The organism is Dactylosporangium sp. NPDC049525 (assembly GCF_040676755.1).
Taxonomy (GTDB): domain Bacteria; phylum Actinomycetota; class Actinomycetes; order Mycobacteriales; family Micromonosporaceae; genus Dactylosporangium.
In genome coordinates this window covers 9708-32647 of record NZ_JBFAPO010000071.1, presented here as the reverse complement: position 1 = coordinate 32647, position 22940 = coordinate 9708, and the positions used below count along the sequence as shown (strand labels likewise).

Here is a 22940-nt window from a genome sequence, read left to right as displayed (position 1 = left end):
AAGCCAACAACGCCGGCGCGTCGCGGCTACCGTCCTGAGGCAACCCGCGTGCGCACATCTGCCGCCGACCGGGCGCTGCGGCCAAGCCATCGATCATCATGCTACGTACGTCGCTCTGGCTTGGCCCTGACTCACGGGACGGTGCGCGCTCGTACCGATGTTCGGATGTCCGATCTTGGCCTGGATCGCGTGCCTGGCGGGTGGTTTTCGGAGATCGGCAGCCGCCGAGTCTCAGTGGCAGGGGTTCTGACTGCCGGCGGGTCTGGTGGTGCCCAGGTCGTCGTCACGGCCGGCGGCGAGGCGGGACCACTGCGAACTGGGTCGACCGTCAAGCCGGAACTGGTCGCCGTCGGTCTGGAAGAGCTGCGGCCAGCCGGCTGGTGAGTCCTCCCAGGCCTCCTGGCGACCGTAGACGGTCATGTCGAGCAGCCCGTAGGACGGCGCCATGATCTCGACGCCGCGTCCGGTGGTCCAGTAGGTCTCGAACACCCGGTCGCCTTGGCGCAGATAGCACGCCTTCATGCCAAATGTGCGTCCTGCGACGAGGGAGCCGAGCGACTCCGCGGGGACCGAGTACCAGGGTGCCTGCCAGCCCATGAAGTCGCGGTACCGCGACGTCTCCGCGAACGGCCCCTGGCAGAAGATTGCGAAGGTGACGTCCCGTGAGTGCAGGTAGGACAGCTCGAGGACTTGGCCGGTGAAGAACGTGCAGCCCTCGCACTGCTCGGCTGCCGGCCTGCCCGTGTGCCACATGTGGTATGACGCGAACAACTGGGTCCTGCCCTCGAAGGCATCGAGCAGGGTCACCGGTCCGTCGGCGCCGATCAGGTGGGTCATCGGGTCGACCTCGACCATCGGCAGCCGGCGGCGAGCCGCGGCGATGGCGTCGCCTTCGCGGGTATGTGCCTTCTCGCGGCGGCGGAGCTCGTCGAGCTGCCGCTGCCAGCTCTGGCGGTCGGTGACCGTGGGCGTTGCCGGTGTCAACATGGGTTCCTCCGCGAGTCGATTCACTATGACGCTAATAGCAACTATTATGATCTGGCAAGTACAACAGGGGGTGACCGTGCCGACTCAGCGGGGCTACAGACAGGCCTGCGGCATCGCCCGCGGGCTCGACGTCGTGGGTGAACGGTGGTCGCTGCTCGTGGTGCGGGAACTGCTGCTCGGGCCGAAACGGTTCACCGACCTGCAGCAGGCGCTCCCGACCGCTAGCCCGAACGCGCTGTCCGACCGGCTGCGCGAGCTCGTCGACGCGGGTGTCGTCCGCCGCCGACAGCTTCCTCCGTCAGGCAGTGTCCGGGTCTACGAGCTCACCGGCTGGGGTCGCGGACTCGAACCGATCGTGCTCGCGCTCGGCACCTGGGCATTGGTCGCTCCGCCGACTGCGGAACAACGCTTCGTCAGCGCTGACAGCGCCATGCTGGCCATCCGGACCTATTGCACACCGTCATCGCAGGAACCCGCGACGACCCTGCGGATCGAACTGCGGGACCACGGTCCGGCCGGAGTGTTCGGCGTCCGTTTCACGCCGGCTGGTGCCGAGACCACCCACGAGCCACCGGACGCACCGCACGCCGTCCTCGTCACCACGACGGAGGCCCTCCTCGCCGCTTTCGGCAACGACGACCTGGCTGACCTCGTAGCCGCCGGCGCCGACATCATCGGTGACTCCGAGGCCGTACGTCGTCTCCTCGCGGCCGTGCACGTCCCGGCCCCCGAAGACCGACCGCCGAACGGAGCCTCGGGCCAAGCGGAGTGAACCGACGGCCGTCCTGGTCTGCGGGACACGGCGGGCCTGCGTCCACCAAGGGTAAAATGCGCACACCTAGCCGCGATCCGGGTGCTGTAGACCGTGACGGCCGGCGGGGTCGCCCAGCTTCCGAACATGCCGATGTCAGCGCATCCGATCACGGCGGGTGATGCGCGGCTGATTCCTCACCATGCGATGGTGAGTGTCCAGCCGAGCAGCGCCCAGTTCGGCGGCGTTCCCCGGGTCGCCACGGCGACGATGGCGTTCCGCCAGGCGACGTGGTCAGGGCTCAGGGTGACCGCAGCAGTGTCAGGGTGGCCGCGGTCGCGGCGTGATCCGGTCCGAGGTACCGGGTCTGGTCATCCGCCAGCTGTCGTAGCACCCGCTCCGCCTCGCGCCGATGGCCCTGGCCGAGCAGCGCCCGCCCCAGCCAGTAGCGGGGCCGCGTGTCGAGCGTCTCGGGATGACCGGCGCCGAGCACCCGCAGCCGGTCGGTGATGAGCGGCCGCAGGACCCGCTCGGCGTCAACGAAACGGTCACATAACACGAACAGCTCGGCGAGCGAGTGCCGTGCGTCCAGCGTTTCGGCGTGGTCGGCGCCGAGCACGCGCTCCCGGGCGGCGATGACCCCGGCGTACCGTTGCTGGGCCTCTTCCGGCCGCCCGCACCGCCCGACCGCCCAGGCGAGGCAGCATCGGGTGTGCAGGGTGTCAGGGTGCTCGTCGCCGAGCGCGGCGACCCGCGCGCGCAGCACCGACTCCAGCTGCGCTTCCGCGGCCTCCCAGTCGCGGAGCCGGCCGGTGGCCCAGGCGAGCTTGTGCCGGGTGTCGAGCGTGTCGAGATGCCGGTCGCCGAGGCTGCGAGTCCGCGCGTCGCACACCTGCGTGAGTTCGGCGTGGGCCTCCGCCCATCGGCCGAGCCGCCCGACCACCCAAGCCCGCTCGTGCCGCAATGCCAGGAGCGCCTCGTGCGTCGCGCCGAGGCGGCCTGCGTGCTGCAGCGCCCGGACTGCGAGGGCCTCGGCGGCCGCCTCGTGCCCGCGCCAGGTGTCGGCGGCGACCACCCGGGCGACCGTCGTGATGAGCGTTGCCAGATCTTCGGCAGCGAGTGTGCCGGTGAACTGCAGCAGCTCCTCGACGTGCGGCGCGAACAGCCCGAACCAGCGCCAGTCGGCGTTGTCGTCGAACCGGCGGGCCGCGACGGCGACGGCAAGGAGCGCGACCGCGACGCCGACGGCAGCGGCCCGGTCGGGCGAGTCGATCCGGTTGGTCTCGGCCACGACCGGGTGCAGCGTGAACAGCCGGCTGCCGTCGGGCGCGACGGCCTCCATGGGGGTGATCAGACTCTGATCGGCGAGCCCTTCGAGGTTCTGCTGCACGACCCGGCGTACGTGCAGTGTGTCCAGTCCGGCCGTGCCGTCGCCGCCGAGCAACGTCCGGACCGGGGCCGCGTGCAGCAGTGTCTCCGGCACCGGCACGGCCGGGGCGTAGTGCGACAGCACCTGCAGCAGCGTCCGGCTGTGCGGCAGCCCGTGGCCGTCGAGCGCGCTCACAGACATCTCCCAGGTCAGCATCACGTTGCTGCGGTGCTCGACGGGTTCGCCGGCCAGCTGGGGTGCAGCGAGGACTCGATCGACACCGAGCTCATGTAGCGCCTCGCGGTAGCCGTCGAACGTGTGCCAGATCGGAAACGGCGAGTTGAGATTGGCCCCGGCGAGGTGCAGCGCGAGTGGCAGGCAACCCAGGTCACGGGCGAGCAGCTCGGCAGCGAACCTGTCACCTGCGTCGCGTGCCAGGTCGAGCAGCACCTGCGCCGCGTCAGCCGCGGTCAGGGGCCTGAGTTCGACCACATCGGCGTCGCTGCCCCAGAGCTGCCGCCGGCTGGTCCGGCTCGTGGCCAGCACAAGCCCACGGTCGCCGCAGCGGGCCACGCCCGACCCGATCAGCCCGGTGACCAGGCGCGGGTCGTCGAGGTTGTCGAACACGAGCAGCCATCGCTGCGGCGCCTGCCGCAACAGCTCCCAAAGCCGCTCCACCGCCCGCGGCGCCCCATTGCGGATCGCCGTCACCTGCACCTCGCCCATACCGCATGCCTCGGCCAGGCTGACGAGGCCGCCGATCAGGCTCGCGTGGTCCTGCGCGGCGATCCACCAGGCCGCTCGGCCCTCGTGTTCCTCGAACCACCGGCATACCCTCACGGCCAGGAACGACTTGCCCACCCCGCCCAGGCCGGTCAACACATGCACCGCACCGTCCGGCCGGCGCGCCGCGCGCTGCAACCGCCGCAACTCTGGGTCCCGGCCGCGGATCAGGGCGGTGCCGATGCCCGCTGGCGCCGCGAGCGGGGCACCCGTGAACGTGGCGCTCCCGCCGTCACTGCCTGTCGCGGGCCGGCGCAGCACGGCCGCCAAGGGCCCAGCCACGGCCACACAGCCGCCGACAATGCTCGCCCAAATGCTCGCCCACTTGTCAGCCCGGTCGAGCCCTTCACGGACTAGGAACCCTGTCACGAGGACGACGATCCCTGCGGCACCAGCGATCAGGCCGATCCACCACCGTGGCAAACGCATCTGGACATTGTCGCTGCCCTATGCCAGCCGCCGGGTTCAGGTCCCGTGACGTGTCCAACCCGTCCACCAGCCGGCGACGGCCACCGCCCTTGCACGGGGGATCGAGGAGATGCCGAAGGCGGGCCGGCCGTGAACCGGGACGATGTCGCTGACGGAGCCCGTCCAGCCGCTGCTGATCATGCTCGCTGATGGTGCAAGTGGCCGATGAACGTGAAGGTGATCATGGACCACCTTGGTGATGTGACGATTCGACCGTCCAATTAGACGCATTACGGCGATTTCGTCGCCTCTGACGATCCCGGCGCTGGTCGTTCGTGACGGGCAGGACGCCGAGATCCTTACGCGGATGACGGTGCGCTTGCCGACACGTGGGCCGGCGCGTTTGCGACCCGCCAACGGGCTCGGGCACCGGCGGATCGTGAGGACTCGGAGGTGGTGGGTGGCGTGATGGCCTTCATCCGCGACGAGGACCCGTCCACGATCGCCGCGTAATCCGTGCAACCTGCCAGCCCGTTGCTTACGTGAGTATTGCCGTCAGGACGAGGGAGGTCACATGGGATCGGGCACAAGCCGCGATCAGGAGTTCGGCGACTACTACGCCGCCCGGGGCGCAGCGGTCCGGGCGACCGCCTACCTGTTGTGCGGCGACTGGCACCTGGCGCACGACCTTACCCAGACCGCCTTCACCAAGCTCTATCTGGTGTGGCCCCGGCTCCAACGTAAGGAGCCCGTCGACCGCTACGTGCGGCGCACCCTCGTGCGGGTCTTCCTCGACGAGCGCCGCCGGCCGTGGCGCCGGGAGCGGCCGACGGCCGAGTTCGTCGACCTCGACACGGGTGCCCCGGCCGGGACCGACCGGGTCGACGACAGCCTGATCCTGCGCCGCGCCCTGGCGGCGGTTCCCGCGCGCCAGCGCGCCGTACTGGTGCTGCGGTTCTGGGAGGACCTGTCGGTCGAGGAGACCGCGGAGCTGCTCGGGATCTCGGCCGGCACGGTTAAAAGCCAGGCCGCCCGCGGGCTGGAAACCTTGCGCCGCCTGCTCGGCGTGCCCGACACCGCTTCCACAGGTAAGGAGTGACGATGCACGACAACGACGTGCGGGACCTGTTCGCGCGGGTGCTCGGCGAGGCCGGGCCGCTGCCGGTGAGCCGGGAGGAGATGGTGGCGGCCGGGCGGCGGGCCAGAAACCACCGGCGCCGGTGGTGGGCCGGCGGAGTCGCGCTTGCCGCGGTCGCCGCGGTGGCGGTCACGAGCCAGGTCGTACCGGTACCCGGCGCGTCAGGCACCGTCAGCGCGCCAGGCACGCCCAGCGCGCCAGGCACCTCCAGCGCGCCAGGCACCTCCAGCGCACGCAGCCCGGGGGTGGCCAAGTCGCCCACCGGTCGTGCGGTGTCGCAGATCCCGGAAGCTCAGCAGCAGCGCGCCAACCAGATGCTGGTCGCGCTCATTGCGGCGATACCGGCCGGCTACACCACTCCGGTGCCGGGCGACCCGCGCACCCGTTACGCACGTGTGCTGGGCTGGCAGCAGACTGGCTGGCTCTACTCGATCAGTACCGAGGTCTACCGCGACGGCAAGGTCGGCATGGTGCGGGTCAGCTCGTTCACCGACTACGGCCCGCCCGGCACCAACGATCCGTGCGCCGCCGCCTACCAGGCCGCCGGCTCGTACGACGGCTGTACCGTACTGACCGCGACCACCGGTACCCCGGTCGCGGTGTCCTGGCGGGGCGGCAGCGGCAAGGCGCCACGTGAGGTCCGAGCGACCTGGGTGGCCGACGACCGGGCGGTGTCCGTGGAGCAGGGGCCCGGCGGCCAGCAGCCCGGTGTCGGCAGGCTGGACCGGCCAGTCTTCACCGATCAGGAGCTGGCCGACCTCGCGGTGTCGCCCGAATTCCGCGGCTGATCCTCGTCGTCGTAGCCGGTGGTGACCAGCCACGTTCCGTCCGGCGTGACCCGCCGAGGTGGCCGGTGTCGAGGTGGTGGTCTGCCGGCCGGTGGCCGGGTCCACCACCCCGCCACCCCACCACTCGAACGTATGGCCGAAACCACCGCACAGCCGATCTCGGCACCATTCCATGTAGCGACGTGACGCGTCCGCTCGAACTTTTGTGGTGTCCGGATTTACCTTGCAGGTCCGCCACCCACCTGGCTGGGCTCTTCGACCCGCTACGTGCTCACCACGCCCGGCCCCGACGTCCGCGTCCACCTGGACGCCGAGACCCGGGCGAACGCCGAGCAGCCGGCCGACCCGTGATGGTTCCGGTGTCGCCGGTGCCGTCATCGTTGACGGGTCCATGAGCTTGCTGTGCGGGTCCCGCGGGCGGTGCCGGTGACAGTGAGCCGGTTGCCGGTGCCGTCGACCGTTGCTTCCAGTTCCGACCCGGCCGCGGGATCGGCCGTGTCGCATCCGGCCCTAAGCGTGATGGTGTACGGCTTGTGGTCTCCGGTGCTGCCGATCGTTCCGGTGCATCCATGGTGGCGCACCTGGAGCGGGTCTTCGCGCTGTTGGAGGACGATCCACGGCTGGCGCACGTGCTGGCCGAGGTCGCCCTGCACGCGCGCCGGGACCCGGTCGTCGCGCAGACCGTGGCACAGGCGGAGGAGCGCTGGCGGCTGGCGCTGGAGCGCATGATGGCGCCGCTCCCGCGCCGGCGGAGCGGGCCTGTCGCGCGGCTCGTGATCCTGGTGGTCAAAGGTGCCTGTCTGCCTCCGGCCGACCCGGCCGGCCTGCGCGCCGCCCGCCGCGAGCTGACATGGCTCGTCAAGCTGCGCCTGGACGCATGGTCAGCAACCGAGACCCCTCGGACGCCTGCGCGGCACCGGCTGCTGCCCGGCGAAGACCCGCCGCGCGCCGAGGGCGACTGAAGTAGCTCTTCGCCGGTGGTTGACGCCGCGGCCCGCTGGTGCGGGGCGGCCGTAGAGCCGCCGGGCGCCCTCAACGCCTGGCCGACTTCGTCACCAGACCCAGGTCACATCCGGCTGACGGGCGCTGCAGGTACGGCGCCGCGATCATCGTCGGGCTCCTGCCCGCCCTGTCCGCCTGCTCCATCGGCGTCACCGCCTTCGGCACCCTCGAGCTGGCTTACCAACGCAACGCCGGCTGCACCACGTTGACCGCCTCACCGCACCGGTCGTCGCCATCCGTTTGGCACCGCCGGCGCACTCGTGTGGCTGTCAGCCGTACTTGTCACCGGCGAGCCGTACGTCGAGGTGTCGATCCGCGAAGGGTGGAGCATTCATCTCCGCGGGCGGTGTACCGGCTCGGGCGTGCTCAAGGTGCGCATGACCGCTGTCAGCATGTACATCACGGACGGCTGGACCTGCGACGGTCAGTGGCGGTTCCTAACGATGATGTTTCCAGCCGACGAGCTGGCGGTCGGCCGCATCGACCTCGGCCCCTTCACCGTGGCGCTCGACCGCGCCGACACCATCACCTCCTGGGACCACCTCCTGGGACGTCGAAGCCTATGCGACGATGCCGATCCCCTCGCTCGGCCCGAGCGTCTCGCCGTGGCCGTCCCCGTCTCTGCTACGCGCCTGATACGCCACGGTGATCGCGCAACCAGCACCCAAACCTGACCTTCAACGGTCGAGCAACACCTGAGGCTCAGCGCCGCCTTGATCACGTGCACGCTCATGCCGCCGATCGCGTGCCGTAGGTGCCGATGGTCGTCACGTTCCGTGCATCGTCCGGCAGCCCGGTTTTGCTAGGTCGATGCACGCTCGTGCTGATGACAGTCCACTCCCGACTCAACCCTTCGGGTCGCCGGTACAGTCGTGAGGTCATCCTCAACGAGCCGCGGCCGCTGCAGGACTACGGCTGCTTCCCCGCCTGCAACCCGTTCGGCCGCGGGTCGGACGCCGGGTCGAGTTGACCGGCCTCCAACGAGCGCGCCGTCCGCGCCGCCCAGAACGGGCGCAGCCGCGGTACCAACGCCGCCAGGTAGGCACGCGCGTCGCCGGGGCCGCGTAACGGCAGCCGCACGCCCACCGAGAACACCCCCCACGTGTACTCGTCCGGCCCGCACACTTCATCGCAGAACTGCGGATGCCCGGCCCGGAAGCACCCCGCGCCCTCGGCCGTCCAGACCAGCCCCGCACGCCCGTCGTCGGGTGCGATGACGTATCCGTCGCCCTCGACCCCGAAACCGGTAATCACACCGAGCCGCCACCCGTCGACCTCGGACTCCGCGACGACCGGAAACCCGTGGTACGCGGGCGCGTCCTCAGGCGGCGCCAGGAATGCAGGCAGCGCCGGATCGATCGTCACGGCATCCTCGTCGACCAGCACCTCTCGGACCACGAGCGGCATTTGCTCCTCGGACACGCCGTCGATCCTCGCACGGACCGACTTCATCGAGCGACGGCATCCGCACATGCCGCGGCGTGAGCCGCTGCCTCGTCTGACGAGCGACCCCCGACCTCGGCCGCGCCCAGTGCGGGCACTGGACCTCGGGTCGGCACGACCGTCCTGATGGCAGGTCTTCGCTACGCTGCCGGGTATGGCATCGCAGGGTCCGGGTCGCGGCATCGTCTGGGCGCCGGACTCGGTGCGGGCGAGTCTGGAGGAGCCTGTGCGGCCCCGGATCGGCCCCGCTGGAATCCTGCTGATGGTGGTGGTCGGGTGCGTGTTCACGTGGGTGCCCGCGTTCGCCGTGTTCGCCGTGACAGGTGCCGTCGCGCCCTCCGTGACCGGCGGCGCGGGCGTAGGCGAGATCGCCCTGTGGGCGTTGCTGTTCGCCGCCCTGACCGGGATCGTCGAAGGCGTCACGGCGCTGATCGGGAAGCTGCGCGACCGCTACCGCGCGCGGGAAGCGGCACAGGACACCGAGGACGGGCCGGTCTGGCTCACCGTCCTGCGGGTGGCCCGGCACACGGCGCAGACGGCGGTCATCGCCGGGCTGGTCCTCGCGCCGCAAGGGCTCGGCGCCGCACAGGTCGCCTGGCTGGCCTGCGGCCTCGGCGTCCTGCTCAACGCGCTGCCGGTCGCGGCGGTCAACCTGCTGCGCCGCCGCCGGCGCCCCGCCGGCTGAGCCGGCCGGACGTCGACGCCCTGCCGCGGGCGGCTGCGGGCCGCTACGGTGGCGCGGTGCCGGAGCAGCGCCTCGAGGGCGGATCGTCAGTGACGCCGTCCGGGTCGGGGACACCGTGCGATTCAAGTGCTTAGCCTGACCTGAGCGCCGAGGACAACGACAGATCCGCAACGCCCCAGTTCATTCACGCAAACGCGTTGTCGATCGTGGCCACCACGCTCGGGTCTACCCGCACGTCGATGAGCGCGATCGCGCCGTCGCTCGACTCGCCACTAGCGTCATACCGGCACGCCTGAGCTGCCAGGTTCCGAATCTGCCTCAGCTCAGCATCGGTGGGACGAGCAAACCTTGCCTGTCCGGGCTGCAGCGGCTCCTGAACGGCGACGACGCAACATCTACCGGCACCGACGGCGCGCGAGATGCGGCCGACGACCTTGCGTCGTTCGCGTTCCTCCCCGGCCAGCTGTCGTCGAGGTTGGCTCCAGGGCGCTCGATGACCAGGCTGAACGTCGTTGGCTCGGCGTCCTCTGTGACGGATACGAGCGCCACGTCGGCTGGAGCGGAGTCCTCGCGGTCCGCCACCGCTGCCAGCTGCGCGATTCCCACGGCGCGCGTGTAGCCGGGAAACACCTCAGCCGGCCGCGGCCAGGTGATCCGTTCGCGACGGCCTTCCTTCATGTGCCATTGGCCGGACGCGTGCAGGCCGAGATTGAACCGTCTGCCATAGTCCTCGCGCTCCAGGAACAGCTCAGGTTGGTGACCCCTGCGCGCATGCGCCCGTAGGAGGACCGCCGACCGTTCGCCACGATTCCGAAGCACAAGATTGGGCACTTGTTCTCCACGGCGATTGGCACGACCGCCGAGCGGTCAACGAAGCACGCCTGTTGCCGCCGGTGCGGTTCCCGCTACATGCCGCATCGCGCCAATCAACCCCTAGATCACGCGCGCGCACCTGCCGCCGATCGGGTGTTTCGGGTGCGACGATGGGTCGTGATGGAGCGTAATGATGGCGGCGGGTCGGTGGGTGCGGCCGTGGGCCGCGTGGTAGCGCCGTCGGGAACCTTCGTGCTGGCGTGCGGCGGGTTTCTGGACGAGTGGCCGAGCTCGGAGACTCATTGTCGGTGCGGGCGGAGCGTGCGAGCCGGGCGGGCGGCGCGCATCTGCGCGATTGGCTCGCTGAGGCAGTTGCCGTGCCCGCCGGTCGGGGACCGTTGACGGTCACCGCGCTGACCCGCCCGGGGACGTACGAGACGGTCGACACCATTGCCGTGTTGAACGTCGACCTGGACCTGCCTTGGTCAGCGGTCTCGACCGCAACGGAGCCGATCGTGCTGGGCGACCTGCCTGTGGACCGGTGCGGGATGGTGATCGGCGACGCGGTCGCGCTCGACTCGTGGATCGGCTTCATACATGAGCGACCGCCCGTCAACGGGCTGGCCGATCTGATGATCTGGGGCAAGGGTGATACCGAGGCGTGGGCACAGTTCGACGTGCCCCCGATCCCGGCCCTTTGGAACGACCACCAGCACGGCTGGCTGGATCTGTCGATTGATACGGCGCACGAGCGGAAGGCCGCGATCAACCGTTGGGCGGCCGCGCACGGCCACTACCAGCACCTGGCATCCGTCTTCCCGCACAGCCACCACCATCTCGGCTGGCGAGCCGGGTGGCAGCATCCGTTGGGCGCTGGCGTGATCGAGGTGGCCGGTTGTCCGATCCTCTGCATCACCTGGACACCGATCGAGCTCCAGCGATTCACCGGTGGCGGAGCCTACGGACAGGCGTATCCGCTGACGCTGGAGCCGGTTGGGGGCAAGGCTGTGCTGCGATGGGCCATCCCACCCGACGAGGACATCGCGGAGCCCGACGCGCACGCGCGCTCGATCATCGACGCCATTTTCGTCAAGGTGCGCGACGGGCAGGTCACGAACCGACCGTTCTACGCGGCGATCGGGGTCACCCTGGACGGTGACAAAGACGTCCTGGGGCTGTGGGCCGGCTCCGGTGGTGAGGGCGCGAAGTTTTGGATGTCGGTGCTGACCGACCTGCGCAACCGCGGCGTCAAGGACGTGTTCTTCCTGGTCTGCGGGCTGAAAGGACTGCCCGAGGTGGTCACCAACGTGTGGCCGCAAACGATCGTGCAGACGTGCATCATCCACCTGATCCCGCAACACGTTCCGGCTGACCTCGCGCCGGTACTGGGACGAACTCAAACGCGACATCACACCGATCTGCACCGCGGTCAACGCCACCACGGCCAGGGCCGCGCTCGACGACCTCGCCGAGAAGTGGGGCAGTGGGTATCCGGTTGTGATCCGGTTGTGGGACAACGCCTGGAACGAGTTCATCCCGTTCCTGGACTATGACGTGGAGATCCGCACGGTGATCTGCTCGACCAACGCCATCGAGTCCCTCAACGCCCGCTACCGACGGGCGATCAAGGCCCGCGGCCACGTCCCCAACGAGCAGGCCGCGCTAAAGTGCCTCTATCTCGTGACTCGGTCCCTGAACCCGACCGGAACCGGCAGGGCCCGATGGACGATGCGCTGCAAGCCCGTGTTCAACGCGTTCGCCATCACCTTCAGCGACCACTTCCCGGCCGCTGAAACCTACTGACGATCAACGCCGGAAACACCGTTTACGAGATAGTCCCGAGGCTTCTGGACCTGCCGATGTGCGCGCGCTGGAGCATTGGGCCGGACTTACCTCATTCGAAGGACTACGGGGCGCTGTTGTCAGTTGGCGAAGTGAGTGTGGCTCAGTGTGAGGAGTCTCTGCTGAGTGGTGGGGTCGTGGGATACCGGCGGGGTGGTTGATTCCGTGTCGCGGTTGAAGTATCGGCCGGTCACACCCGAGAGGCGGGGGTCGGTTGCGATGCGTGTTGCGCTGTTCGCTCCTTCGGTGGGGGTGAGCAAGCTTCGGCGGATCAGTGTGCGCATGGGGCGTAGCAGCGGGGGTACGAGGTCGTCGATGATGTCGGTGGCGACGATGCCGGGGTGCAGAGCGTTGATGGTCACTTCGTCAGCGGCGAGGTTGTGGGCGAGTGCATAGCCAGCGGTGACGGTCATGAGCTTGGCGCGTGCGTAGGCCTCGAACGGCGCGAACCCGGCAGCGGGGTTGAGTTCTGCGAGGTCGTTGATGTCTGCCAGGTCGAGGGTCGCCGGGCGGGGCTTGCCTGCAAGCTTGATCTGCCGGGTGTCGTTGAGGGTGTCGCTGGCGACGTTCACCACGCGGGCCTGGCCGTGTCGTAGCGGGACGTGCAGGAGGGTTGTGAGGCCGTATGCGGCGAGGTAGTCGAGGGCGATGTGCATCTCGATGCCGTCTGCCGACACGCGGTGTTCGGGGAAGTGGGCGCCGGCGTTGTTGATCAGAATGTGGATCTGGTCGTGACGGTCCAGGATGGTGTTCGCGGCGGTCACGACGTCCGCGCGCCGGGACAGGTCTGCGGCGATGACGTCGAGCCGGTTTGTTGCCTGCGAGCCGATGCGTGCCCGCAGCGCATCCGCGCGAGCGGGGTTTCTGGCAATGGTGACCACGTGCGCACCTGCGCGGACGAGGTCGGCGGCGATGATCTGGCCCATGCCGCCGGTCGCGCCGGTGACGACGGCGACTTTGTGTGTCAGGTCGGGGATGTCGGCGTTCATCGGGTGATCCGTGGGTAGGCGCATGGGTACTGCGGAGTCTCGGCCTCGTCGACCAGGAACGCGGCGAGATCGGCGCGTCCGACGGAACTCCACAGCCGGATCGGCAGGTCGGGGCCGGCACGGTACGTCCCGATCGCCTCGTGGTCTGACAGCTTCGGTGGCCGCACGATCGTCCAGTTCAGGCCGGAGGCGGTGATGAGCGGCTCCATCGTCTCCTTGTCGCGCATTCGCTCGGCCACATTCGCCCACACCGCGAAGGAGTACAGCGACATGTCGTGCGTCTCCAGCACGCCATGCGCGCTGACGGCAATCAGGCGGGTCACCCCGGCTGCCTTCATCGCTGTGACCGCAGAGCGGATGCCATCGGTGCAGACCGTCGTCGGCCCCTTGTCCGCTCCGCCCAGAGTGCTGATCACCACGTCCGTGCCCGGCAGGGCGTGCGTGAGGGCCGCAACGTCCGTGACGTCGGGCCAGGTTACTTCGACAAGGCCCTCCATCGGTGGGATCGTTCCGGGCCGGCGGACCGGCACGATCACGTCGTGCCCGCGTTGCAGCGCCGTGGACACCACGTGCCGTCCGGTGGCACCGGTTGCTCCGAGGACGGCTATCGTCGCCTTCTGTGATACACACTGTCTCATACGTGAAGGATGCACACCCCCAGCACTTCGAGTCAAGTTGTCTCATAAGATTGGCTCATGACCAGCGAGGCAGACCCCCGATTCCTGCGAAGCCGGGAAGCGATCTTGAACGCCGCCCGTGAGCTACTGCTGGAAGGCGGCCCGGCCGCGGTGACGCACGTGCAGGTCGCCGGCCGCGCGGGAGTGGGACGCGCGACGGTCTATCGCCACTGGCCCAGGGCTGAACTTCTCCTCGTCGAGGCGATGGCCACCGTCCCGATGCCGTTCCTGGACAAGCCCACCGTTCCCACCCGGGCGTGGCTTCGTCTGGAACTGACCGCGATCGCCCGGCAACTCGATCTCGACGATGTGCGCGCCGTGTCCACGACTCTGGCCAACTCCGCCCTGTGGGACCAGAACATGGACGCCCGACGCGCGCAGTTCGCCGACATCCTCGCCAACCGTCTCGCGGGCGCCCTCGACGACGCCCAGGCACGCGGCGAGATCACCCTCACACTGACCAGCCGGGACGCCGCGGCCATGGCCATCGGGCCGATCTACTACCGCAGCACGATCGAACGTGCTCCGACCGATCCCAGCCTCATCGAAGCCGCCATCGCCGCCCTGGGCACCTGGTCTACCGACCAGTGAACTTCCCCGGCTTGGTAAACCTTCCTCCCCATTGTCGGCTGATCATGGGAGCGGAGCCGCATCGCCCGCGGCCTGATCACGTGCGCGCTCATGCCGCCGACCAGCGTGCAGCAGTGCACGTCGACGGGGTGGCGACCCCTACGGTATGACGGCGAAGACCCCGCCTTTGTTCGGTGTGCAGTTGATGCGGCTGGCTGATCTGCGCGGCCTCAACGTCAACTCGCTCGCTAGGCGGGCGCCTGTCGCAGAAACCGACGTCGCGTCGGTGTACGGCGGCGCCGAGGCCAACGCGCTGTTGCTGCGGCGGCTGGCGCCGGCCCTTGACCTGCATCCAGCGACTTGTTCCTCATCGCCGAACGGCAGGTACTCGACGACCTCGCCCCACTGGACCCGAAAGCGGCCAGCGGCATCAGCCAACTGGCATGTGAATGCCTGCCCCGTGCGGTGCCGCTCCCACGCCATCTCGTCGAATCGCTGGGCCAATCTCAACGCCCATGTCAGCGCCGCGATGCGGCAGCTCACCGCCGCCCGGGACTGGCTGCACGTCATCCGACTGCCCGCCTACGCACCAGACCTCAACCCCACCGAAGCGGTCTGGTCGCACCTGAAGCGCAGCATCGGCAACCTCGCCGTCCGCGGCGTCGGACAACTCCAGGCGATCATCAAACACCGGCCCAAGAGCATCCGGTACCAACCCGACCTCATCGACGGCTTCCTCGCCCACACCGGACTGACCCTCGAACCCGACTCAACCTAGCCGTTCAAGATCTGTACCCAGGGCGGGTGTGCAGCGCGGGGCGACGGCCGATGCGTCCTTCTGGTGAGGAGCACTGACGGGAGCGGGCGTGTCGTTCGAGGATTTCGTGGCGGGGTATGGCCGGTCGCTGGTGCGCCTGGCGTTCGTCCTGAGCGGCGACCGGCAGGTGGCGGAGGATCTGGCCCAGACCGTGCTGGCCGATGCGTACCGGCACTGGAAGCGGGTGCGCGCGGCGGCAAACCCCGAGGCTTATGTACGCCGCATGCTGGTGAACGCGCATCTGAGCTGGCGTCGCCGACGCTGGACGACGGAGCGGCCCGCCGACCTGCGCAAGGAGACCGGCGCCACGATGGCCGACCCGGCCGACGCGGTGGCCGCCCGGGACCAGATGCGGGTGCTGTTGAGCAGGCTCGCCCCGCGCGCCCGCACAGTGCTGGTCCTGCGGTACTACGCCGACTTGGACGACGCGGCGATCGCCGCGGCCATGGGGGTCAGCGAGAGCTCGGTGCGGGCCACCGCCTCGCGTGCCCTGGCGAGCCTGCGGGGGCCCGCGGCCATCGACGCACAGAGGGAGACCCGATGAACCAGTCGACCGAGCGCGAGCTGCGCGAGCTGTTCGCCGCCGACGCTGCCGACGCCCCCGACGAGCTGGCCGTGGCCGCCGCGGCGGTGCGCCGGGTCCGCCGCAGGCGCCGGACCCTGACGGTGTCGGCGGCCACGACCGCGGTGATCATCGCGGCGGGCGTGTACGGCGTCTACCGGCCGGCCGCGACGCCGCAGGCGCAGCCGCCGGTCACCTCCTCGTCCGCGCCGGTCGCGTCGGCGCCGGCGGCCGATCTGCCGGCCGGGGTCGAGCCGGGCGATCCGCTCGCCTTCGGCGCGGCGCAGTCCTGCGTCAAGGCGTATTCACCGCAGGCGCTCGCCGAGAACGCCTTCGCCTTCGACGGCACCGTGACCGGCATCGGACCGGCACGAACCGAGCGCAGCCCGCATCCCGTCCCCCTGGACCTGCGATCGGTGACCTTCCAGGTGCACACCTGGTTCAAGGGTGGCTCCGCGGGCACCGCCGTGGTGGACATGGCGTCGCCCGCCGCGGGGGGCGCAACGGGCGCCGAGGGCGCCCCTGCCTATCAGATCGGCACCCGGTTGCTCGTGTCCGGCATGCCCCGCTGGGGTGGCGCGCCGCTCGCCGACGCGATCGCGTGGGGCTGCGGTTTCACCCGGTACTACAGCCCTTCGATGGCCGCCGCGTGGGCCACCGCGATGAATTGAACTGCCCGCGGGAGAACGGGCGGGGCGCAGATACAGATCTGCCGCAGGTCTCGCGTGGTGCCTGGACTGTTACAGATGATCACAATACGGAGAGCAACGACGCCCAAGTGCGTGCCCGAGGCCGCGCAGGAAACTGCCGAGCCGCTCGATCTCCTCGGTGGCGGGTGGAGTAATAGGTGCGCCAGCTGCGATGTGTTCTCCGACCTCGTAGAGCGCGACATACAAATCTTCGGCAGTCGCTCGGTCGATGACCGTGCATCCGATCATCGTCGGGGAAGGTGGCTCGACGGCTTTTGGTGCACGGAGATCGATGGGCGTGCCGAGGTCGGCCACTCCGCCGATTCTGGCGACGATGCCGGATCCAGTACATGTCGCGCTGGCGGAAATCGATGACGGTCTCCGGAGCGTGTCACCCTGGTGGATCTCGATTTCGCCATTGCCGGATGTGTCGAGCAGGTGGGCGGCAAGGCAGCCGACACTGTTGGCGTTCGCGATGTCCTCGTTGACGCCGATCGTGGGGGCGAACATGCGGGCCGCGGCCGTTCTTGCGGTCGGCGACAGTGCGTAGGTGAAGCAGCCGAGATACCCGAGTCGGCGGCACTCGGTTGCCAGCCGATCGAAGTCGGGCTGCATGGACTGCAGCGTCAGGTGATCCCGGACAGGGACGAGAAGTCGTGGCGTGCCGGGCGAGGCGACCCGTACGTCGGCGGCGATGTCCGCTCGCTGCAGGTCGAGGGCCGCGATTATGCCGCCGGCAGTGGCGTCGGCAGTGGCGTCGGCATAGTCCGCCAGGGCGATGACGCCTTGGTCGAACCAGACCTCTATGCCGTTGTGGCGGCGGATGGCGGTCGTGGCGAAGGTGCGGGCTGCGGTGCGCTGGCTGCCGTGGTGCTCGGTGGCGCCGCTGCGGTGCAGCAGGACGGCTTGCGCGGCGATGGTGCCATGGTCACAGGTCGTGGGCGCAGCGCGGCGCTCCTGGCCTGTAGCGGAGACGCCGCGCCGGTCGCCTCGCGCCTGCGAGGATCGTTTTCTGGCGTAACGGACGTTCGGGGGGCGGCGCTGCGTCCGGGGGTGTCGCGGATGAGCCCGAGCATCACGTCGACGCCGACCTGGCCGCCGTCGACGAGGACGACCTCGACGAGGACCTCGATGGCCGCATCGACGGCGAGCAGGTGCGGTGGTGACGGCCGGGTCATGGTGCCCGGCCGCAGCGGCGGCTGCCGAAGGTGGCGGCGTGTGGGCGGGTTCACCGGGTCAGAGCGCTGGTCGAGGCGGTGGCGGCGTGCTGGCCGTGGCTGCTGGCCGGTTGCGTCCCGCTCGCCGTGACGGCTGGGTGGTCCGGGTCGTCGGTGACGGGCGGCACCGGCGGCTGCTCGTGGGTGCCCGGCAGATGCGGATCACGCCACCGCCGCAGGTCGACCCCGCCGGAGTGATCGCCTGGTGGGCGACGGTCCGGGAACTGCTCACCGTCTCGTGGTGGCGGCTGCGGCACGGGGCACCGCATGTCGAGATGGAGTGCGGCTGGACGGGCCGGGTATTGACCGTTGCGGTGTGGCTGCCGGGTGATGTGCCGGCCGCACTGGCCGCCGGCGCCGCGCACGCCGCCTGGCCGGGCTGCGCGGTGACCATCGCCAACGCCGGCTCCCCCACACCTGTCCAACCAGGCCTTCGCCCCTGTTCTTGCGCAGGACGCGCCCTGCGAGCCCTGGTCGGCCGTCAGCCGCTCGACACGTTTCCGGCCGACCCGGATGCCGGCGCGTCGCAGCTGTCGACGGACCCGGTCCGCGCCGTATGTACAGCCCGACGCGGTCTAGATCTCGTGGATGCGGGCATCGGTGTGAACGCCACGAGATTGATGGACGACGCCGACTGGTTTGCAGCGGTGTCTGCTGCTTCCGTGGGGTTGGCGTAGTACACGAAGGCATCGGCATGGCCCGGTGCGCTGATCGCGATGATCTGTTGAGTATGGACGAAATCGGCTGCTGTGGCTGCGGTGCGCAGGCTCTGCTCATGGTCGGCGAGGGCATCCGTATCCGTGGCTGTGGCCGGACGAATGGCGACGATGACCGTTGCCCTGCCCCCGGTCATCAGCCGGCAGGCGAGGAACAGGTCCGCGAGCGCTGCGGCTGGTGAGGTGATACCAGAATGGCTGGTTCTTGGCCATCGCATCGTGACGAGACCGATCGGCTGGTCGGCCGGGCGTAGATCGTCGAGTGTGGCGATGTCGGCGGTGTCGGTGAAGGCGAGGTACCCGCGGCCAGCGGCACGAGCCGCCGCGCGCAGATGGGGATCGGTGTCGAGGTCGAGGATCGTGTCTCCGCGGTTGCTGTAGATGAGGACGAGTTGCCTGGCCAGCCTCGACGTGAAGGTGACGTTCGAGTCGGCGTCGTGGTGGTCGTCATCGCTGCCGCCGAGTCGCCACACGGCAATCCGCATGATCGGATCGCTGTGTGGCGCGTCATGGCAGATGTCAGCGAGCTCGTGCAGCGATTCGGTGTGCGGGGCGCGGGCCGGGCGCCGTTCGGGTCGTTGCGTCATGGGCGGGTGGCTCCCGCGCTGATAGCCGTGTTCGCATCGCCTAAGGGCCCAACACCGTGCCGCGAACGACGGCATTCAGGGGCCTGGAACGCCAACAGCGTCCAACAGGGCAACGGCGTTGGGGCCGCCACGCCCAACAGGTACCCAACCATGCAGCTCTGTTGGTACCTGTTGGGTGCCTGTTGGGTATGCCGTACCCAACTGGTGCCCAACACCGCAGCAGCGTTGGGTGTTCGGCGCCCAACGCTGGACTGCTGTTGGCCAGTGCGGCGGGGGTAGGGCTGCGCTGAAGGCGAACTGGATTCGCGGGTGCCAGCCGCAGTTGGTCGCAGTCCGAACTGGTCTGCCTCGGCCTACGCGATCGGTGTGGTGCGCTGACGGCCCGGACAGCACCAACCTTCGGCGACACGCGGCTGCACCGATAACAGCACCGAACGAAAGGTACTGCGGCGAAGGTACGACTCGGGGAGCGGCAGGTGCGCGGCTTTCTGCTGCGGTTGGTGCCGGACGGGTTGAGGGGTTGTCGGCCTGACCCAACGGGCGTGGGTGGAGGCAGTCCGGTTGGGTGATGGTGTTGGGTCGGCGTGCGCGGATGGGGGTGGCATCACCAGCGGGGTGGTGTGACCTGTCGTGGGGAGTTGCGCGCATGTCTGCTGTACAGCAACCTGACCGACCGTCTGTCCGGCGTTCGCGTTTCTCGTCGGCGCGGTGGCCGACGTCGCCGTTGGACGCGGCCGAACGTGCCTTCGATCTGCTCGTGCACGCACCGACGCAGGTCGGGTTCGACGGTCGTGGCTTCGATGGGCTCCCGGACCGGATGGTGCCGTTGCATGAGCTGCGCCGGTTGCTGTTGGCGTGGGAGACGCCGGTCGAGGTCCGCGATGCCGTCTGGCGGGAATTGGTGGGCAGGGCGCGTCGGGACGGGCCGGCATGGGTGATCGGCGCGGTCGGGGTGGCGATGCCAGGGCTGCGCCGGGTGGCCGGAATACTGGCCGCCGGTTGGCGTGGCGACACTGACGATCTGGACTCGGAGCTCATTGTCGGGTTCGTCGCGCGGCTGCAGACCGTGGACGTCGAGGAGTCACGCATCTGCGGGCGGCTCATCGACGCCGGCGTGCGGGCGGCCCGCAAGGCCCGGGACCGTGAGTCCGACGCCCAGCTCGTGCGGACTGGTGTGGCCGGGCCGCTCGCGCCGTTGCAGCCGTGGGACCATCCGGATCTGGTCCTGGTCCGTGCGGTGGCGGCGGGGGTTCTGGACGCTGCCGAGGCGATGCTGATCGGCGCGACCCGGCTGGGTGAGACGACCCTGGCGCAGAGTGCTGAGCAGTTGGGGATCAGCGCGGGTCTGGCCTCGTCGTGGCGGCGGAGGGCAGAGGAGCGGTTGGCGGCGGCGATCCACGCCGGCGACCTCGCGTTCGTGCCGATCCGCTCGGGACGGCGTGACGACAGCAGCGGCGGATCGGATCAGATCGGCGGCAGCGTGCAGCGCACCACGACCGGGTCCGCTGACCGGGTCCGCTGACCGGGTCCCGCTGACCGGGTCCGCTGACCGGGTCCGCTGGCAGGCCTGCCGTGCAACGCCGCGCAGCGGGCAACAGCAGCCAACAGGGCACGGCGAGGGTCAACGCGGGTTCGGTTGTTGACGTGCTGTTGGACGCCGGTCCAGCCAACAGGGCGGTGTTGGGTACCGGATGGCAGGCATTCGGTGGCAAGGCATCGGACTCATGCAGAACTCGGTGCCGGCGCCTCGGGGATCGGGGCGCGGCCGGCCTGTGTGGCCGTGTTCGCACTCGATCACTGACGGCTGGAAGGAGCGCTGCTCCCTCGGCCTCGTCCCGGTTCCCGGTGGCGCCCTTCATCCCGACTTGGAGCCCCGCTGCGCGGGGCGGGAGGTGCCATCATGTACCGCCGCATCACGAACCGTGTCACAGCAATCGTTGTGACCGTCCTGATCGTCGCGGCCACTGCCGTGCCGGCGTGGGCCGCACCGCCGGCCGATCCGAACCCGACGGCTCGCATCACTGCGATCATCACGAACATCACGAACTGGGTCACCGGGATTCTGATCGGGATCGCCACGCTGTTCCTGACGGTGGGTGGGCTGCGCCGGATGACGGCCGGCGGCGACCCGGCGGAGATCGAGAAGTCGAACTCGGCGTTCAAGAACAGTTTGCAAGGCTACGCGCTGGCGGTGCTGGCGCCGGTGCTGCTCGGTATCGTCAAGGGCTGGATCGGCGGCTGAGATGGGTGACTGGATCGGCGACAACGTCCTCCTGCCGATCATCGACGGGTTCGCCAAGGTGGTGCTCGCGTCGCTGAACGCGTTGTGGGATCTGCTTGCCAGCACAGTCTTCGAGAATCCCGATGTCACCACGTTGCCGCAGGTGGCCGCGTTCGCGGACACGTCGCTGCAGATGGTGAACGCCTGCTACGTGGTGGCGTGGTTGTGGGTGGCGGTCCTGGTGCTGGGCCGGGACACCATCCAGAGCCGGTTCGGGGTCGGGGAGCTCGTTCCCCGGCTGATCATCGGGTTGATCGCGGCGAACTTCGCGCTGCCGGTGTGTTCCGGCGCGATCGCCACGGCGAACGCGGTCACAGCTGCGTTGACGGGGCAGGATGTCAGCTCGCCGGAATCGATGCGGCTGTTGCGCAGCATGACGATCGAGTCGGTCGGCACGCAACAGCAGCGGTCGCCGGAAGCGGTGTTGTTGCTGCTGTTGGCGCTGCTCATCACGGTGTTGGTCGGGTTGATGCTGGTGCAGTGGGTCACCAGGGTCGGGTTGCTGATCGTGGTGGTGGGTGTTGCTCCGATCGCCTTGGCACTGCACGGCACTCCACAGACCGAGGGGGTGGCGAGGTTGTGGTGGCGGACGCTCGGCGCCACCCTCGCGACGGTGACGATGCAGGCTGTCACGCTGCACACGACGTTGACGATCTTCCTCAGTCCTGGCGCGAATTTTCCGGTGCTGGGTCTGCCGGGACAGTCGAGTGGCGTGCTGAATCTGTTGATCATTTTGTGCATGTTCTGGGCGATCGTGAAGATCCCCGGGCTGATGCGCAAGTACGTCACGCAGGCGAAACCGAACATGGTCGGGACGGTTCTGCGGGTCGTGCTCGTCCAGCAGCTCACCCAACGGCTCCGCCTTGGCATCGGTCGCCGCGGCCGCGCGGCCAGCGTTGGCACCAGCCGCGGAGGTGGCCTGCGCCGGACAACCCGCCAATCAGTCAGTTAGGAGCGCGCATGCATCAGGATCCGGATGCTGAACCGACGGCCCGTATCCCCGCCGACGTCGACACCCCGGACAAGATCGTTTACGGGTTGACGGCGCGGCAGTTGGCGGTCCTCGCCGTCGCGGCGGTCGCGGCGTACGGCGGTTACCGGGTTGTCGGCGGTGCGGTGCCGCGGCCGGTGCTGTTCGCGGTGCTGTTCCCGTATGCGGGGGTGGCGGTCGTGTTGGCGCTCGGCCGCCGCGATGGTGTGTCGATGGATCGGTGGGTGCTCGCCGCCGTCCGGCACTGGCGCAGCCCGCGCCGGTTCACGCCGCAGGCCGGGAGACCGGTGCCGGATTGGGCGCCGGCAGCGTCGCCGCCGGTGCCGATGCTGCCGATGTTGCGGCTGCCGGTGACAGCGGTCGCCGAGTCCGGGGTGATCAACGTTGGGGCGCGGGCCGTGGTGCTGGTCGCGTGTACGACGGTCAACATCAGGCTGCGGACCGGGGACGAGCAGGCCGCGCTGCTCGCCGCGTTCGGTCGGTGGCTCAACAGCCTCAGCGACCCGGTGCAGATTGTCATCTCCGCGCAACGCGTCGACCTGTCCGGGCATGCACGGCGGATCTCGGCGGCCGCCGATGCGTTGAGCAACCCGGCGTTGGCCGACGCCGCCCGGGACTACGCGGCGTTCCTCGACGACCTGGTCCACGACCGGGACCCGCTGTCGCGGACGGTGACAGTTGCGGTCACCGGTCCAGCTGCCGAAGACCGGACCAGTGTCGGGCCGGCTGACAGGGCCAGTGACAGGGCCAGTGACAGGGCCAGTGACAGGGCCAGTGACAGGGCCAGTGACAGGGCCAGTGACAGGGCCAGTGACAGGGCCAGTGACAGGGCCAG

At 69.5% G+C, this 22940-nt stretch carries 22 protein-coding genes and 2 pseudogenes; 15 read left to right on the top strand and 9 right to left on the bottom strand.

Annotated elements, in window-relative coordinates; genetic code table 11:
• Positions 1-231: 231 nt before the first annotated feature.
• Entirely contained in the window at positions 232-987 is a 756-nt protein-coding gene (locus tag AB0K00_RS50385) for a DUF899 family protein (protein ID WP_363537762.1), read from the bottom strand.
• On the opposite strand from AB0K00_RS50385, the gene AB0K00_RS50380 reads away from it, so the two are divergent.
• Positions 986-1759, top strand: a complete 774-nt coding sequence (locus tag AB0K00_RS50380) for a helix-turn-helix domain-containing protein (protein ID WP_363537760.1) — start codon at positions 986-988, stop codon at positions 1757-1759. The genes AB0K00_RS50385 and AB0K00_RS50380 overlap by 2 nt on opposite strands.
• A gap of 280 nt (positions 1760-2039) precedes the next feature.
• Here the strand turns inward: AB0K00_RS50380 and AB0K00_RS50375 are convergent, their stop codons facing one another.
• A complete protein-coding gene (locus AB0K00_RS50375) occupies positions 2040-4172 on the bottom strand; it encodes a tetratricopeptide repeat protein (RefSeq protein ID WP_363537758.1) in 2133 nt (710 codons plus the stop codon).
• A gap of 700 nt (positions 4173-4872) precedes the next feature.
• Between AB0K00_RS50375 and AB0K00_RS50370 the strand changes: the two genes are divergently transcribed.
• The 4 genes from AB0K00_RS50370 to AB0K00_RS50355 all read left to right on the top strand — a co-directional run bounded on the left by AB0K00_RS50370 (position 4873) and on the right by AB0K00_RS50355 (position 7900).
• A complete protein-coding gene (locus tag AB0K00_RS50370; RefSeq protein ID WP_363537756.1) occupies positions 4873-5397 on the top strand; it encodes a SigE family RNA polymerase sigma factor in 525 nt (174 codons plus the stop codon).
• A 2-nt stretch (positions 5398-5399) separates the two neighbouring features.
• Complete coding sequence (locus AB0K00_RS50365; RefSeq protein WP_363537754.1) at positions 5400-6224, top strand: hypothetical protein; 825 nt, start codon at positions 5400-5402, stop codon at positions 6222-6224.
• A gap of 569 nt (positions 6225-6793) precedes the next feature.
• The gene (locus tag AB0K00_RS50360) at positions 6794-7186 is read left to right on the top strand and encodes a hypothetical protein (RefSeq protein ID WP_363537752.1); all 393 of its coding nucleotides are present in this window, start codon (positions 6794-6796) and stop codon (positions 7184-7186) included.
• Between the two features lie 402 nt (positions 7187-7588).
• Positions 7589-7900 (top strand): hypothetical protein, encoded by a 312-nt coding sequence (locus AB0K00_RS50355; RefSeq protein WP_363537750.1) that lies wholly within the window; start codon positions 7589-7591, stop codon positions 7898-7900.
• A gap of 235 nt (positions 7901-8135) precedes the next feature.
• On the opposite strand, the gene AB0K00_RS50350 is transcribed toward AB0K00_RS50355, so the two are convergent.
• Positions 8136-8648: a hypothetical protein gene (locus AB0K00_RS50350; protein ID WP_363537748.1), complete on the bottom strand. Its 513-nt coding sequence runs from the start codon at positions 8646-8648 to the stop codon at positions 8136-8138.
• Between the two features lie 175 nt (positions 8649-8823).
• Here AB0K00_RS50350 and AB0K00_RS50345 point away from each other — a divergent pair, with 175 nt between their 5' ends.
• Positions 8824-9354, top strand: a complete 531-nt coding sequence (locus tag AB0K00_RS50345; RefSeq protein WP_363537746.1) for a hypothetical protein — start codon at positions 8824-8826, stop codon at positions 9352-9354.
• Between the two features lie 318 nt (positions 9355-9672).
• Here the strand turns inward: AB0K00_RS50345 and AB0K00_RS50340 are convergent, their stop codons facing one another.
• Positions 9673-10185 (bottom strand): hypothetical protein, encoded by a 513-nt coding sequence (locus tag AB0K00_RS50340; protein ID WP_363537744.1) that lies wholly within the window; start codon positions 10183-10185, stop codon positions 9673-9675.
• Positions 10186-11240: 1055 nt separating this feature from the next.
• Here AB0K00_RS50340 and AB0K00_RS50335 point away from each other — a divergent pair.
• A pseudogene (locus tag AB0K00_RS50335) lies at positions 11241-11970 on the top strand (IS256 family transposase); the annotation flags it as partial.
• A 119-nt stretch (positions 11971-12089) separates the two neighbouring features.
• Here the strand turns inward: AB0K00_RS50335 and AB0K00_RS50330 are convergent.
• Positions 12090-12998, bottom strand: coding sequence for an SDR family NAD(P)-dependent oxidoreductase (locus tag AB0K00_RS50330; RefSeq protein WP_363537742.1), 909 nt, complete (start codon positions 12996-12998; stop codon positions 12090-12092).
• Positions 12995-13636, bottom strand: coding sequence for an NAD(P)H-binding protein (locus AB0K00_RS50325; RefSeq protein WP_363537810.1), 642 nt, complete (start codon positions 13634-13636; stop codon positions 12995-12997). The genes AB0K00_RS50330 and AB0K00_RS50325 overlap by 4 nt, the downstream gene beginning before the upstream one ends.
• Positions 13637-13693: 57 nt before the next feature.
• On the opposite strand from AB0K00_RS50325, the gene AB0K00_RS50320 reads away from it, so the two are divergent.
• The 4 genes from AB0K00_RS50320 (at position 13694) to AB0K00_RS50305 (ending at position 16295) form a co-directional block, all read left to right on the top strand.
• The gene (locus tag AB0K00_RS50320; protein ID WP_363537740.1) at positions 13694-14266 is read left to right on the top strand and encodes a TetR/AcrR family transcriptional regulator; all 573 of its coding nucleotides are present in this window, start codon (positions 13694-13696) and stop codon (positions 14264-14266) included.
• Between the two features lie 145 nt (positions 14267-14411).
• The gene (locus AB0K00_RS50315) at positions 14412-15023 is read left to right on the top strand and encodes a transposase (RefSeq protein WP_363537738.1); all 612 of its coding nucleotides are present in this window, start codon (positions 14412-14414) and stop codon (positions 15021-15023) included.
• An 88-nt stretch (positions 15024-15111) separates the two neighbouring features.
• On the top strand, positions 15112-15606 hold the full coding sequence (locus tag AB0K00_RS50310) for a sigma-70 family RNA polymerase sigma factor (protein ID WP_363537736.1): 495 nt from the start codon (positions 15112-15114) through the stop codon (positions 15604-15606).
• Positions 15603-16295 (top strand): hypothetical protein, encoded by a 693-nt coding sequence (locus tag AB0K00_RS50305; RefSeq protein ID WP_363537734.1) that lies wholly within the window; start codon positions 15603-15605, stop codon positions 16293-16295. The genes AB0K00_RS50310 and AB0K00_RS50305 overlap by 4 nt, the downstream gene beginning before the upstream one ends.
• A gap of 69 nt (positions 16296-16364) precedes the next feature.
• Here the strand turns inward: AB0K00_RS50305 and AB0K00_RS50300 are convergent.
• From AB0K00_RS50300 to AB0K00_RS50290, 3 genes and pseudogenes are all read right to left on the bottom strand, one after another.
• Positions 16365-17234, bottom strand: a pseudogene (locus AB0K00_RS50300) (PhzF family phenazine biosynthesis protein); the annotation flags it as partial.
• A 307-nt stretch (positions 17235-17541) separates the two neighbouring features.
• Entirely contained in the window at positions 17542-18060 is a 519-nt protein-coding gene (locus tag AB0K00_RS50295; RefSeq protein WP_363537808.1) for a hypothetical protein, read from the bottom strand.
• Positions 18012-18833 carry a hypothetical protein gene (locus AB0K00_RS50290; protein WP_363537732.1) on the bottom strand — a complete coding sequence of 274 codons (822 nt, stop codon included), beginning with the start codon at positions 18831-18833 and terminating at the stop codon, positions 18012-18014. Before AB0K00_RS50290 ends, AB0K00_RS50295 begins: the two co-directional genes overlap by 49 nt.
• 757 nt (positions 18834-19590) lie before the next feature.
• Between AB0K00_RS50290 and AB0K00_RS50285 the strand changes: the two genes are divergently transcribed.
• From AB0K00_RS50285 to AB0K00_RS50270, 4 genes are all read left to right on the top strand, one after another.
• Positions 19591-20355 (top strand): hypothetical protein, encoded by a 765-nt coding sequence (locus tag AB0K00_RS50285; protein WP_363537730.1) that lies wholly within the window; start codon positions 19591-19593, stop codon positions 20353-20355.
• A 378-nt stretch (positions 20356-20733) separates the two neighbouring features.
• The gene (locus AB0K00_RS50280) at positions 20734-21075 is read left to right on the top strand and encodes a pilin (protein ID WP_363537728.1); all 342 of its coding nucleotides are present in this window, start codon (positions 20734-20736) and stop codon (positions 21073-21075) included.
• A gap of 1 nt (position 21076) precedes the next feature.
• Positions 21077-22066 (top strand): hypothetical protein, encoded by a 990-nt coding sequence (locus tag AB0K00_RS50275; RefSeq protein WP_363537726.1) that lies wholly within the window; start codon positions 21077-21079, stop codon positions 22064-22066.
• Positions 22067-22074: 8 nt separating this feature from the next.
• Positions 22075-22940, top strand: an 866-nt coding sequence (locus tag AB0K00_RS50270) for a PrgI family mobile element protein (RefSeq protein WP_363537724.1), incomplete at its 3' end; no start/stop codon positions are given.